We start from the raw sequence: 12,923 nt of genomic DNA, 5'->3' as shown, positions 1-12,923 counted from the left end.
GTTTGCGGGAGGGAGACCTTTCGCGCAGGAGAGGGCCGAGTTCGTGTTTGCCCCGAAGGTCGTGGTCGAGCCAGCGCCCCCCGCCCGTCGCGCGCCGCCTTGCGCGCCAGGCTGTCTTTCCAAAAGGAATGCTTCATGACGCAGCAAACGGGCGCGGAGCCGCAAACCTCCGCGCCGCCCCGGGAACAGGGGTCCGCGCATCATGGGCAGGAGCACGGGCATGGCAAGGGCGGGCTCGCCGCCCTCGTCGTCGGCTGCATCGGCGTCGTCTATGGCGACATCGGCACGAGTCCGCTTTATGCGCTGCGCGAATCGCTCGCGCATCAGGTGCAGGCCGACCGGCTGTCCGAGGAAGGCGTCATCGGCTCGATCTCGCTTCTGATCTTCGCGCTGATTTTCACGGTCACGATCAAATATATTTTCTTCGTGATGCGCGCCGACAACCGCGGCGAAGGCGGCATTCTCTCGCTGATGGCGCTGGCGCAGACGGCGCTCGGCCGTCAGACGAGGATCGCCTTTCTGCTCGGCGTCGGCGGCGCGGCGCTCTTTGCGGGCGAGGCGATCATCACGCCGGCGATCTCGGTGCTTTCGGCCATTGAGGGCCTGGAGCTCGTCACGCATCGCTTCAGCGAATATGTGATGCCGATCACGATCTTCATCCTCGTGACGCTGTTCTGGGTGCAGAGCCACGGCACGGCGCGCGTCGCGGCCTTCTTCGGCCCGATCATGATCGCTTTCTTCCTCACGCTCGGCGTGCTCGGCGCGGCGCATATCCCCGACGCGCCGCAGGTGCTGCAGGCCTTCGATCCGCGGCGCGGCGTCATGTTTCTGCTGGATAATGGCTGGCTCGGCTTCACCGTGCTCGGCTCGGTCTTTCTCGCGGTGACGGGCGTCGAGGCGCTTTACGCCGATATGGGCCATTTCGGCCGCTTCCCCATCCAGCTCGCCTGGATCGGCTTCGTCCTGCCGGCGCTGCTTCTGAACTATCTCGGTCAGGGCGCGCTTGTCCTGTCGCAGCCGGAAGCGGTGGGCAATCCCTTCTTTCTGATGGCGCCCGACTGGCTGCTGCTGCCGCTCGTCATTCTCTCGACGCTCGCCACGACCATCGCGGCGCAGGCCGTCATCACCGGAGCCTTCTCGCTCGCCCGCCAGGCGATCCAGCTCGGCCTGCTGCCGCGCCTCGAAATCACCCATACCTCGGCGACGCTCGAAGGGCAGATCTATATCGGCCGCATCAACCGGCTGCTGCTCATCGGCGTGCTCCTCCTCGTCGTCGCCTTCAAGAGCTCGTCGGCGCTCGCCTCCGCCTATGGCATCGCCGTGACCGGCACGATGGTTCTCTCGACCTCGCTGCTCTTCATCGTCGCCTGGCGCAAATGGGGCTGGCCGCTCTGGCTCGCCATCCTTTTCGCGGCCTCCTTCCTCATCGTGGAATTCACCTTCCTGGCGGCGAACATGCTCAAGATCGTCGAGGGCGGCTGGGCGCCGCTGGCGCTCGGCGCCTGCGTGATGATCGTGATGTGGACCTGGGTGCGCGGCACGCGCCTCCTGGCCGAGAAGACGCATCGCGATTCGATTCCGGTCATGGAGCTCATCGCCATGATGCAGAAATCGAAGCCGACGCGCGTTCCCGGCACGGCGATCTTCCTGACGAGCGACCCCAAGGTCGCGCCCACCGCGCTCATGCACAATCTCAAGCACAACAAGGTGCTGCACGAACGCGTGCTGATCATCTGCGTGCGCACGGAAAATCGGCCGCGCGTCGCGCCGGAGAAGCGCTTCGAGATCGAGAGGCTGTCCGACGACTTCTCGAGCGCGATCCTGCATTACGGCTTCATGGAAAGCCCGCGCGTGCCCGCCGCGCTCGCCGCCATGCGCAAGGCTGGTTTCAAATATGACATCATGACAACGAGCTTCTTCCTTGGCCGCCGCACCATCAAGGAAAGCCCGGCCTCCGAAATGCCGGCGTGGCAGGACAAGCTCTATGTCGCGTTAACCAAGCAAGCGGCGAACGCCACCGACTTCTTCTCGATTCCTTCCGACCGGGTTGTCGAACTCGGCGCGCAGGTGACCATCTGATACGGCGTTTTCGGAGACGGCTTATGACCAAGCATGTGCAAGTCGGCGCCGGCGAGCCTCCGGAAACGGCGGAGGCTCACGCGAAGCATTCGACCGCCGCGATGATCCTCGGTTCGATCGGCGTCGTCTATGGCGATATCGGCACGAGCCCGCTTTATGCGCTGCGAGAGTCGCTCTCGCACAGCGTGAAGGCGGACGCGCTGACCGAGGAAGCTGTGATCGGAGCCATATCGCTCCTTATTCTGGCGCTGATCGTCACGGTCACGCTCAAATATGTCGTCTTCCTGATGCATGCGGACAATCGCGGCGAAGGCGGCACATTGTCGCTGATGGCCTTGGCCGAGTCCTCGGTCGGGGGCCGCTCGCTCGCAATCTTTCTCCTGGGCGTCGCCGGAGCGGCGCTTTTTTCTGGCGACGCCATCATCACGCCCGCCATCTCCGTGCTCTCCGCCGTCGAGGGTCTCGAGCTCGTGACCCACCATCTCGGCGACTATGTTCTGCCGATCGCCCTCACGATTCTCATCACCCTGTTCTGGGTGCAGAGCCACGGCACGGCGCGGGTCGCGAGCTTCTTTGGACCTGTCATGGTCGCCTTCTTCACGACCATTGGCGGGCTCGGCGCGATGCATATCGGCGACGCGCCGCAAGTTCTCTGGGCCTTCGATCCGCGACAGGGCCTGAGCTTTCTTTTCACTAATGGCTGGCTTGGATTTGCGATCCTCGGCTCCGTCTTTCTCGGCGTGACGGGCGCGGAGGCGCTCTATGCCGATATGGGTCATTTCGGGCGTTTCCCGATCCAGGCGGCGTGGCTCGGATTCGTATTGCCGGCCCTGCTCCTGAACTATCTCGGCCAGGGCGCTCTGATCCTGTCGCGGCCCGAGGCGATCGGCAATCCCTTCTTCCTGCTCGCGCCGGATTGGGCGCTGCTGCCGCTCGTGCTGCTCTCGACCGCCGCCACCGTCATCGCCAGCCAGGCGGTGATCACCGGCGCCTTCTCCATCGTCCGCCAAGCGATCCAGCTTGGCCTTTTGCCGCGTCTCGAAATCACCCACACCTCCGAAATGCAGGAGGGGCAGATCTACATTGCGCGCGTGAACCGCCTGCTGCTGCTCGGCGTGCTGCTGCTCGTCATCGTTTTCCGCAGCTCCTCGGCGCTCGCCTCGGCCTATGGCATCGCCGTCACCGGCACGATGGTGGTGACGACGATGCTCGCCTTCATTGTCGTTCGCTACGACTGGAAATGGCCTCTCTGGCTCTGCGCGCTCGTCATCGCGTCCTTCCTCACGGTCGACGTCGCCTTCCTCGTGGCGAATCTCATGAAGGTCGTCGATGGCGGCTGGGCGCCGCTGGCGCTCGGCGCCTGCGCGATGATCGTGATGTGGACCTGGGTGCGCGGCACGCGTCTTCTCACCGAGAAGACGCGCCGCGATTCGATCCCCATCGGCGAGCTCATTCCCATGCTCGAGAAGTCGAAGCCGATGCGCGCGCCCGGCACGGCGATCTTTCTGACCAATGATCCCAACATCGCGCCGACGGCGCTGATGCACAACATCAAGCACAATTACGTGCTGCACAAGCGGGTGCTGATCCTCTGCGTGCGCGCGGAAAACCGTCCGCGCGTGCCGGTCGAGCAGCGGTACGAATTGACGAAGCTCTCGGACGATTTCGACCTTGCGATTCTGCATTACGGCTTCATGGAAAGCCCGCGCGTGCCCGCCGCCCTCGCGCTGATGCGAAAGGCGGGCTACAAATACGACATCATGACCACGAGCTTCTTCCTGGGCCGCCGCACCGTGAAGGAGAGCCCCTCGTCCGAGATGCCGCCATGGCAGGACAAGCTCTATGTGGCGCTCACCAAGCAGGCCGCGAACGCGACCGACTTCTTCGCGATACCGTCCGATCGCGTGGTGGAATTGGGGGCGCAGGTGACGATTTAGGTCAGATCGTCCTCGCTTCGACGAAGCGGACGGCTTCGCGGACCGCCTCCCAATCCGTGGGCGGTTCAGGCGGGCGCAGCGCCCTCTCGATTTCCCGCCGGCGCTTTTCCTGCTCGCGCGCGAGCTCGTCGAGGTCGATCGCGATCCCCGGCGCGAGCGCGCCTTTCCGCACGGCGTCGACGCGCGCCTCCATCGCCGCCATCAGACGGTCGTGGAAGTCCGCCACTTCGCGAGCAAGCGTCTCGCGCGGCAGGCTGAACTCGCCCGAGCGCGCCGACCAGGCCGGCACGCCCTCGATCGAACGATTGTCCGTGTTCCAGGCGATATGGGCGAGATCGTCGTCGGACCATATGGCGACCGCCGGTCCCGCCGTCAGATAGGACGCGCAAAACTCGCGCGACCCCAGGCCATGGACCGCCCGGTCCACGGCGTCCTCCAAAGCCGCGTCATCCGGCCCGGCCTCGCGGAGCCGCTCCAGGCGCCGGGCGAATTCCGGCGCCGCGCCGGCGCGGTCATAGGCGCGCAGCAGCGCCTTGAGATAATATCTCAGATCGCGCGGCGCCGGATCCAGCGCCTGGGGCAGGATCGCCAATAAATCCTCGTGGAGGCGGACGACGTAATAATCGCAATGCCGGCTCCCGCCGAAGCGCCTGAGCGCGGCGTCGGAATATTCGAAGATCGTCGCCTCGCCCGCCTCGATCCAATATTCGCCCTCGGTGAGTCCGAACCAGTGCAGGCTCGGCTTTTCGGGGCCGCCCCAGGGCGTCGCCTGATCGAGGGGGCGCAAGGTGAAATTGAACAGCATCGGGTCAGTCCGCGTAAATCGGCGGGGAAGCGACGATCGGCGGCGCCGGAGGGGGTGGACGGGAGGCGGACAGGAGAATAATCAGCACGGGCGTCCTCCCCTCTTCCGCTCGCGGGATAGGGTCGCCCCCGCGTCAGCGGGGTCGGGCGAGGGCCTCATCCGCCGCGCCTCGGCGCGACGCCTTCTCCCGATGCGGGAGAAGGAGAAATTCAAGAGATCGCCGCACGCATGTCAACCCGTATCGACGACCGTTTCGCCGCCCTCGCCGCCGAGGGACGCGCCGCCCTCGTGACCTTCGTGATGGCCGGCGATCCCGGCCCCGTGACCTCGCTCGAAATTCTCCAGGCGCTGCCGGCGGCGGGCGCCGACGTCATCGAGCTCGGCATGCCCTTTACCGATCCGATGGCCGACGGCCCGGCGATCCAGGCCGCGGGCCTCAGGGCGCTGAAGGCCGGCATGACGCTCAAAGGGACCCTGAAGCTCGTCGCCGACTTCCGCGCGCGGGACAATGAGACGCCCATCGTGCTGATGGGCTACTACAACCCTATCTATGTCTACGGCGTGGAGCGGTTTCTCGCCGACGCGAAGGCCGCCGGCGTGGACGGGCTGATCGTCGTCGACCTGCCGCCGGAAGAGGACCAGGAGCTTTGCGTCCCGGCCCGCGACGCGGGGCTGAATTTTATTCGCCTGGCCACCCCCACGACGGACGACAGGCGTCTGCCGAAGGTTCTCGAAAACACCTCGGGCTTCGTCTATTATGTCTCTCTGACGGGCATCACGGGCGCGGCGCTCGCCGATTACGCGGGCGTCAGCGAGGCTGTAAGGCGAATCAAGGGGCACACCAGACTGCCGATCGCAGTGGGCTTCGGCGTGAAGAACGCCCAGAACGCCGCCGAGATCGCCCGCAACGCCGATGGCGTCGTGGTCGGCTCGGCGCTGGTCGAGGCCTTGAAGGCTTCGCTGGATGAAGGCGGCAAGGCGACCGAAAGGAGCGTCGAGGCGGTGACGTCGCTCGTCTCCAGCATTGCGGCGGGCGTGCGCGGGGCGCGCGGTCCGGCGGCCGGCGCCAAGAGTGGCGGCGCGTTTTCCTGGCTCACGAGGCTTTGGGCATGAACTGGTATTCCAACGTCGTTCCGCCGAAGATCAAAGCTCTCATCAAGCGCGAGGCGCCTGAAAATCTTTGGGTGAAATGCCCCGAGAGCGGCCAGCTCGTCTTCCACAAGGACATCGAGGCCAATCTCTATGTCGTGCCGAGCTCGGGCTATCACATGCGCTGCCCGGTCGACGTGCGGCTGACGAACCTCTTCGACAATGGCGAATTGGAGTTGCTGCCGACGCCGGAGGCGCCGCTCGATCCCTTGAAGTTCCGCGACATCAAGCGCTATGTGGACAAGCTCAAGGAATATCGCCTCAAGACCGGCGCGCAGGACGCGGTGACGCTCGCCACCGGCAAGCTCGACGGCTCGCAGGTCACGGTGGCCGTGCAGGATTTCGAGTTTCTCGGCGGATCGCTCGGCATGGCGGCGGGCGAAGCCATCGTCGCGGGCGCCGAACATGCGCTCGCCAAGCGGACGCCTTTCATCATCTTCACGGCGTCGGGCGGGGCGCGCATGCAGGAGGGCATGTTCTCGCTGATGCAGATGCCGCGCACGACCATCGCCGTGCAGCGCCTGCGCGACGCGCGCCTCCCCTATATCGTCGTGCTCACCAATCCGACGACGGGCGGCGTCACCGCCTCCTACGCCATGCTGGGCGACGTGCAGATCGCAGAGCCCGGCGCCATTATCGGCTTCGCCGGCGCCCGCGTCATCGAGCAGACCATACGCGAGAAGCTCCCGGAAGGGTTTCAGCGCGCGGAATATCTGCGCGACCACGGCATGGTCGACATGGTGGCGCCGCGTCACGAGATGCGCGAGACGCTCGCGCGCCTGTGCGGCCTTCTGACCAAGGCGCCGCCGCGCCAGGCCGCCTGACCTCTGAAGGAAAGGCGCGGCCGCCATGGATCAGCATGACGCGATCCTGTCGCGACTGCTCACGCTCCACCCCAAGAAGATCGATCTGTCGCTCGGCCGCACCGAGCGGCTGCTGGAGGCGCTCGGCCGTCCGGATCTGCGCCTGCCGCCGACGATCCATGTCGCCGGCACCAACGGCAAGGGCTCTACCATCGCCTTCCTGCGCGCCATGCTGGAGGCGGCGGGCCAGCGCGCGCATGTCTATACTTCGCCCCATCTCCTGCGCTTCAACGAGCGCATCCGGCTCGGCGCCGAGGGCGGCGGCAAGCTCGTCGACGACGACCGCCTCAACGCCGTTCTGGAGCGCTGCGAAGAGGCGAATGGCGGCCAGCCCATCACCTTCTTCGAAGTGACGACGGCCGCCGCCTTCTCGCTCTTCGCCGACAATCCGGCCGATTGGCTGCTGCTCGAAACGGGCCTCGGCGGGCGCTACGATTCGACAAACGTCATCAACAACCCCAAGGCGACGATCGTCACTTCCGTCTCGCTCGACCATATGGAGTTCCTCGGCGATACGGTCGAGAAGATCGCCTATGAGAAGGCCGGTATCTTCAAGCGCGGCGCGCCGGCCATTATCGGCTTCCAGTCGGAGGCGGCGGAGCGGGTTCTGGCGCGCGAGGCCCGCCGCGTCGGCGCGCCGCTTTTCGTCGCCGGCCAGGATTTCCATGTGCGCGAGGAAAACGGAAGGCTCGTCTTCGAGGATGAACGCGGGCTCCTGGACCTGCCCCTCCCTCGCCTTTTGGGACGCCACCAGCACCAGAACGCGGCGAACGCCATCGCCGCGCTGCGCGCCGTCGCGCCGGAAATTCCGGCGGGCGCCATTGAGGCGGGCCTGACCCGCGCCGAATGGCCCGCCCGCCTGCAACGCCTGCTGCGCGGCGCCATCGTCGAGCTCGCGCCGGCCAATGCCGAGATCTGGCTCGACGGCGGGCATAATGAGGATGGCGGCCGCGTGCTCGCGGAGGCCATGGCGGAGTTTCACGACCGCTCCCCGCGCCCGCTCGCCTTGATCTGCGGCGCGCAGACGACCAAGGACGTGCGCGCCCTGCTCAGGCATTTCGCCGGTCTCGCGCGCGAGGTCGTCGCCGTGCCGGTCGAGGGCGAGCATAAGAGCTGGCCGCCCGAGGACGTGGCGGCGCTGGCGAGGGCCGAGGGCATTCCCTCGACGGCCGCCGCCGACAGCGTCGAGGAAGCGCTGCAAATCCTCGCCTCGCGCCGCTTCGAAGAGCCGCCGCGCGTCTTGATCGCCGGCTCGCTCTATCTCGCGGCGGCGGTGCTCTCGGCGAATGGGTCGCAAATCGAGTAGCCCAACCGCAATTCACAGAAGTGGCGAGAGCGTATATGGAGGGTCCGCCGCGCGGGCGGACCCTCCCTTCTCCCGCTTGCGGGAGAAGGTGTCGCGGCGAAGCCGTGACGGATGAGGGCTCTCACCCGACCCCTGCCGGCGCAGGGGCCACCCTCTCCCGCAAGCGGGAGAGGGAGCTACTGGCCATTTTCTCTGGAGCCCGAATAAATGACCCTGATGTTGGCCAGCGTTCAGTCGCGCGAAGAGGCGGAGACCGCCCTCGCCTATGGCGCCGACATCGTCGATTGCAAAGACCCCGTGCGCGGGGCGCTCGGCGCGCTGCCGCTGGCGCAGGTCGGCGAAATCGTCGCCGCGGTGAACGGCCGGCGGCCGGTCAGCGCCGTGGTCGATCTGCCGCATGACGTGGCCCACGCCCGCCGCGCCTTCGAGGACGCGATCCGGACAGGCGTCGAATATGTCAAGTTCAGCCTGCCGCTGACGCCCGACGCCGACGAGATGATCGCCGCCCTCGCGCCGCTCGCCGAGCGCGTCAAGCTCGTCGCCGTGCTCTTCGCCGATCTGCGGCCCGATTTTTCTCGCCTGCCCGCTCTCGCCAGGGCCGGCTTCCACGGAGCCATGCTCGATACGGCGCATAAGGAGAATGGCCGCCTCATCGACATCATGACCGTCGGCGCGCTCTCCGAATTCACTGAGCGCTGCCGGGAGCTGCGTCTCGCCGCGGGCCTCGCCGGCGCGCTGGAGCCGCCCGACGTGCCGCGCCTGCTCGTCACCGGCGCCGACGTCATCGGCTTTCGCGGCGCGCTCTGCGCCCATGGCGACCGCAAAAGCGCGCTTTCCGCCCCCGCCGTCGCGCTCATCCGCGACCTCATCCCGACGCGCCGCGACCTGGTCGAGGAGATGGCGGCGGAATGGTCGCTCATCGCGCGCGGCTTCATCGAGCCGCCGGGCGCCAATGACACGGATTGCGTGTTCCTGCACGACTATGTCGTGCCGATGGAAGTCGGCGCCTACGCCCATGAATATGGCCATACGCAGCGCGTGCGCTTTAACGTGGACGCCGAGGTCAGCCGCGTCGAGGTCTCCGACGACATGCGCGCCGTCTTCTCCTATGACGTCATCATGGACGCGATCAAAATGATCCTCTCGGGCGGTCACATCGCCATGGTCGAGACGATCGCCGAGCGCCTCGCGGAGAGCGTGCTGCTGCATGAGCGCGTGCGCTCCGTGACGGTGCAGGTGGAGAAGCTCGACGTCGCGCCCGGCGCCGTCGGCGTGAAGATCCGCCGCGAGCGCCATGCCGACTCGCGCCGCGCGACGCCGAGCTGACATGATGACGCGCGCGCCTCTCCTCGTCGTCAAGATCGGCGGCAGTCTCCACGACTCGCCCAATCTCGCGCGCTGGATTGACGCGTTGAAGCGATGGCCGCATCGGCTCACATTGGTCTCCGGCGGCGGCCCCTTCGCCGACGCCGTCCGCGTCGCGCAGCCGAAGCTGCGTTATTCGGACGACGCCGCGCACGCCATGGCCGTGCTCGCCATGGAGCAATATGCGCTGGCGCTGTCGAGCCTGCACGGCCTCGACCTTGCAAAAACGCGCGAGGAGATCGACGCCATCCACGCCGAGCGCCGTATCGCGCTGTGGCGCGCCTCGACGATGGTCGGCGCCGCGCGCGACATTGCGCCGGGCTGGGACGTCACTTCCGACAGCCTCGCCGCCTGGCTCGCGCGCGAGTGCGGCGCCGACGCCTTGCTCCTGGTCAAGAGCGCCGACATCGGCGCCGATTCTGCTTTGGAAACCCTCGCCTCAGCGGGCATTGTCGATCCGGCCTTTCCCGCCTATGTCGGTGGGACGCCCGTCTACGTCGCCGGCCCGCGCGCGCTCTCCGATGCGGGCGCGCGTCTCGCCGGCGGCGCGCCGCCCGGCGCGCCTGTCGCCTCCCAAACACAGAAGATCGCTTCATGACAAAAAAGAAAGACGTCGTCACGCCGCGCTGGGGATGGGCGCTCACCGGCTCGGGGCATTTCTTCACCGAATGCCTTGAAATGATCCGCTCGCTCGACCATTGCGACCTCTTCGTCAGCAAGGCGGCGGCGGAAGTCGTGCGCATGTACAAGCACGATCTCGAACTGCCGGCCACGATCCGCATCTTCAAGGACACGACGGCGAGCGCCGCGCCGGTCGGCAATTTCTATTACAACGTCTATCACACGCTGGTCGTGGCGCCCGCGACGTCCAACACGGTCGCGAAGGCCGTCGTCGGCATCTCCGACAATCTCGCGACGAACGTCTTCGCCCAGGCGGGCAAATGCCGCGTGCCCACCATCGTCTTCGCCTGCGACACCGCGCCGGAATTGGAGACGCGCGCGCCCAAGGGCATGGTCATGGTCTATCCGCGCCGCATCGATCTGGAGAACACTGACCGGCTGAAATCCTTCGAGGCCACGCAGGTAGTGGAGAGCCTCGCCGCCTTGGTGGAGGCGGTGGAGCGGCGCAAACGGGAGCTGGCGGAGCAGGGTTAAGCGGGTTGGACCCCCACCCCGGCCCTCCCCCTTTCAGGGGAAGGGAGTAAAAGCGCCGCCAGCATTCCCTCCCCCTGAAAGGGGGAGGGCCAGGGAGGGGGTCCCCGCTCCGGCTGAAAAGACGCGTAGGCCGCAATCGCGCAACGACCTCGCCAGGAAAGCACAGGCATGAGCGAACGCCTTCTCTTCCTCACCGGCCATCTCGCCTATCCGCGTCTGGAGCGGATGATCGCGGGCTTCGGCGAGGCGGCGCGCGGCTGGCGCATTCACGACATCGGGGTGAAGGTCGCCGCGCTCATGACGCAGGAGATCATTCAGCGCCGCCTGCCGCGTCCGCTCGACGCCGACCGCGTCATCCTGCCAGGGCGCTGCCGCGCGGACCTCGACGCGCTGACGCAAGAGTTCGGCGCGCCCTTCGAGCGCGGACCCGAGGAGATCGCCGACCTCCCCGTCTATCTCGGCCGCGGCGGCGTCAAGCCGGACCTTTCGCGCCATGACATGCGCATCTTCGCGGAAATCGTCGACGCCTCGAAGATGAGCGTCGCCGAGACCGTCGCCAAGGCGCAGGAGCTTGCGCGCAACGGCGCCGACGTCATCGACCTCGGATGCCTGCCCGACACGCCTTTCGACCATATGGAGGAGACGATCGCGGCGCTGAAGGCGCAGGGGCTGAAAGTCTCGGTCGACTCGGCCAATGTCGTGGAGCTGACGCGCGCGGCGAACGCCGGCGCCGATCATCTGCTCAGCCTTGACGAAGAAACGCTTTCCATCCTGCCGGACGGCTCGCCCCTCACGCCAATCCTGGTGCCGCGCCCGCATGGCGATCTCGACTCATTGCAGCGGGCCGCGCAGATCGCGAGAAAGCGCGGCATCGGCTTCATTCTCGACCCCATTCTCGACCCCATCCATTTCGGCTTCGCGGCGTCGATCGCGCGCTATGTGGAAATACGCGCGCGCGAGCCGGAGGCCGAGATCATGATGGGCACCGGCAATCTGACGGAACTCACCGACGCGGATTCGGCAGGCGTCACCGCAGCCATGCTCGGAATCTGCTCGGAGCTGAACATCCGTCATCTTCTGACGGTGCAGGTGAGCCCGCATACGCGCCGCACGCTGCAGGAGCACGACGCGGCGCGCCGCCTGATGTATGCCGCGCGCGCCGACCGCGCGCTTCCCAAAGGCTACAGCGACGCGCTTCTGCAAGTGCACGACAGGCGCCCCTATGCGACGACGCCCGAGGAGATCGCCGAGCTTGCGCGGGAATTGCGCGACGCCAATTTCCGCATCGACGTCACCCGCGACGGCGTGCATGTCTTCGCCAAGCATTTCCACCATATCGAGCGGGACGCCATGTCGCTCTTTCCGCATCTGAACGTGGAGCATGACGGCGCGCACGCCTTCTATCTCGGCGCGGAGCTGATGAAGGCCGAGCTCGCCTACAGGCTCGGCAAGCGCTACCGACAGGACGAGCCGCTCGACTTCGGCGTGGCGACGGATGTGAACGAAGAAGATGCGACCCGCTTCAAGGAAATGGGGCACACCATGCGCAAGGCGGGCGAGGGAAAAGGAAATGCCTCTGATTCATGAATGCGTCGTCACGACGCTGTCGCCGGAAGGGCGTCCGCATGTCGCGCCGCTGGGACTGATCGAAGAAGTCGATTTCTGGATCGCCGCGCCTTTCCGCCCGTCCAAGACGCTCTTTAATCTCGAACGCGGCCGGAAGCTCACGGCGAGCTTCACGGACGACGCCCGCGTCTTTGCGTCCCTCGTCATGGGCGAGCGCGACTTTCCCTTGACCGGCATTGAGGACTGGCCGCCGCGCCTCTCCTGCGCGCTCGCGCATGCGGAGCTGGAAATCTCGCGCGTCGAGGAAGACGAGATTCGCCCGCGCTTCTTTTGCCATGTGCGGCGCACGGAGTCGCACCGTCCGTTCCTCGGCATGAACCGCGCGCGCGCCGCCGTGCTGGAAGCCGCCATCCTCGCCACGCGCCTCGACCGGCTGACGCGCGAGAAGATCGAAAGCGAGATCGCCTATCTCAAGATCGCGATCGACAAGACGGCGGGGGACGCCGAGCGCGAAGCCTGGGACATGGTGATGAAAAAGATCGCCGCGCATTTTGCGAAGAGCGGGACATAGGGCCGCTTTCCGCGTCATTGCGAGCCGAAGGCGAAGCAATCCAGACGCCGCTCCCGTGATGCTGGATTGCTTCGTCGGCAAAGCCTCCTCCTCGCAATGACGGGCGCACGGCGAACGAATCAACCGG

11 protein-coding genes are annotated in these 12,923 nt (G+C 66.5%); 10 read left to right on the top strand and 1 reads right to left on the bottom strand.

The features are described 5' to 3' along the window. Window positions 1-135 precede the first annotated feature (135 nt). Both ACV7JP_RS12120 and ACV7JP_RS12115 read left to right on the top strand, forming a co-directional pair. A complete protein-coding gene (locus tag ACV7JP_RS12120) occupies window positions 136-2,079 on the top strand; it encodes a potassium transporter Kup (protein ID WP_457795931.1) in 1,944 nt (647 codons plus the stop codon). A 23-nt stretch (window positions 2,080-2,102) separates the two neighbouring features. After that, a complete protein-coding gene (locus ACV7JP_RS12115; RefSeq protein WP_457795930.1) occupies window positions 2,103-4,016 on the top strand; it encodes a potassium transporter Kup in 1,914 nt (637 codons plus the stop codon). Between the two features lies 1 nt (window position 4,017). Here ACV7JP_RS12115 and ACV7JP_RS12110 read toward each other — a convergent pair whose 3' ends face one another. Then, window positions 4,018-4,821: a DUF5984 family protein gene (locus ACV7JP_RS12110; RefSeq protein ID WP_457795929.1), complete on the bottom strand. Its 804-nt coding sequence runs from the start codon at window positions 4,819-4,821 to the stop codon at window positions 4,018-4,020. 228 nt (window positions 4,822-5,049) lie between these two features. Between ACV7JP_RS12110 and trpA the strand changes: the two genes are divergently transcribed. From trpA to ACV7JP_RS12070, 8 genes are all read left to right on the top strand, one after another. After that, entirely contained in the window at window positions 5,050-5,934 is an 885-nt protein-coding gene (gene trpA / locus ACV7JP_RS12105) for a tryptophan synthase subunit alpha (protein ID WP_457795928.1), read from the top strand. Beyond that, entirely contained in the window at window positions 5,931-6,794 is an 864-nt protein-coding gene (gene accD / locus ACV7JP_RS12100; protein WP_457795927.1) for an acetyl-CoA carboxylase, carboxyltransferase subunit beta, read from the top strand. Before trpA ends, accD begins: the two co-directional genes overlap by 4 nt. Window positions 6,795-6,819: 25 nt before the next feature. Beyond that, window positions 6,820-8,139, top strand: coding sequence for a bifunctional folylpolyglutamate synthase/dihydrofolate synthase (locus ACV7JP_RS12095; RefSeq protein ID WP_457795926.1), 1,320 nt, complete (start codon window positions 6,820-6,822; stop codon window positions 8,137-8,139). A 207-nt stretch (window positions 8,140-8,346) separates the two neighbouring features. Further along, on the top strand, window positions 8,347-9,465 hold the full coding sequence (locus tag ACV7JP_RS12090) for a (5-formylfuran-3-yl)methyl phosphate synthase (RefSeq protein WP_457795925.1): 1,119 nt from the start codon (window positions 8,347-8,349) through the stop codon (window positions 9,463-9,465). Window position 9,466: 1 nt separating this feature from the next. After that, a complete protein-coding gene (locus ACV7JP_RS12085; protein ID WP_457795924.1) occupies window positions 9,467-10,102 on the top strand; it encodes an amino acid kinase family protein in 636 nt (211 codons plus the stop codon). Next, a complete protein-coding gene (locus ACV7JP_RS12080; protein ID WP_457795923.1) occupies window positions 10,099-10,659 on the top strand; it encodes a flavoprotein in 561 nt (186 codons plus the stop codon). The genes ACV7JP_RS12085 and ACV7JP_RS12080 overlap by 4 nt, the downstream gene beginning before the upstream one ends. Before the next feature lie 168 nt (window positions 10,660-10,827). Continuing rightward, window positions 10,828-12,246, top strand: coding sequence for a DUF6513 domain-containing protein (locus ACV7JP_RS12075; protein WP_457795922.1), 1,419 nt, complete (start codon window positions 10,828-10,830; stop codon window positions 12,244-12,246). Continuing rightward, window positions 12,230-12,796 (top strand): DUF447 domain-containing protein, encoded by a 567-nt coding sequence (locus ACV7JP_RS12070; protein ID WP_457795921.1) that lies wholly within the window; start codon window positions 12,230-12,232, stop codon window positions 12,794-12,796. Before ACV7JP_RS12075 ends, ACV7JP_RS12070 begins: the two co-directional genes overlap by 17 nt. The last annotated feature ends 127 nt before the right edge of the window (window positions 12,797-12,923 follow it).

The sequence above is a fragment of the Methylocystis sp. S23 genome, assembly GCF_054106005.1.
This window is presented reverse-complemented; position numbering and strand designations above follow the sequence as displayed.

What these genes read in the sequence shown, in the direction of transcription:
- ACV7JP_RS12115 (WP_457795930.1), top strand. Translation starts at nt 2,103, where the DNA reads ATGACCAAGCATGTGCAAGTCGGCGCCGGCGAGCCTCCGGAAACGGCG.
- ACV7JP_RS12075 (WP_457795922.1), top strand. Translation starts at nt 10,828, where the DNA reads ATGAGCGAACGCCTTCTCTTCCTCACCGGCCATCTCGCCTATCCGCGT.
- ACV7JP_RS12090 (WP_457795925.1), top strand. Translation starts at nt 8,347, where the DNA reads ATGACCCTGATGTTGGCCAGCGTTCAGTCGCGCGAAGAGGCGGAGACC.
- ACV7JP_RS12120 (WP_457795931.1), top strand. Translation starts at nt 136, where the DNA reads ATGACGCAGCAAACGGGCGCGGAGCCGCAAACCTCCGCGCCGCCCCGG.
- trpA (WP_457795928.1), top strand. Translation starts at nt 5,050, where the DNA reads ATGTCAACCCGTATCGACGACCGTTTCGCCGCCCTCGCCGCCGAGGGA.
- ACV7JP_RS12085 (WP_457795924.1), top strand. Translation starts at nt 9,467, where the DNA reads ATGATGACGCGCGCGCCTCTCCTCGTCGTCAAGATCGGCGGCAGTCTC.
- ACV7JP_RS12070 (WP_457795921.1), top strand. Translation starts at nt 12,230, where the DNA reads ATGCCTCTGATTCATGAATGCGTCGTCACGACGCTGTCGCCGGAAGGG.
- ACV7JP_RS12095 (WP_457795926.1), top strand. Translation starts at nt 6,820, where the DNA reads ATGGATCAGCATGACGCGATCCTGTCGCGACTGCTCACGCTCCACCCC.
- accD (WP_457795927.1), top strand. Translation starts at nt 5,931, where the DNA reads ATGAACTGGTATTCCAACGTCGTTCCGCCGAAGATCAAAGCTCTCATC.
- ACV7JP_RS12080 (WP_457795923.1), top strand. Translation starts at nt 10,099, where the DNA reads ATGACAAAAAAGAAAGACGTCGTCACGCCGCGCTGGGGATGGGCGCTC.
- ACV7JP_RS12110 (WP_457795929.1), bottom strand. Translation starts at nt 4,821, where the DNA reads ATGCTGTTCAATTTCACCTTGCGCCCCCTCGATCAGGCGACGCCCTGG.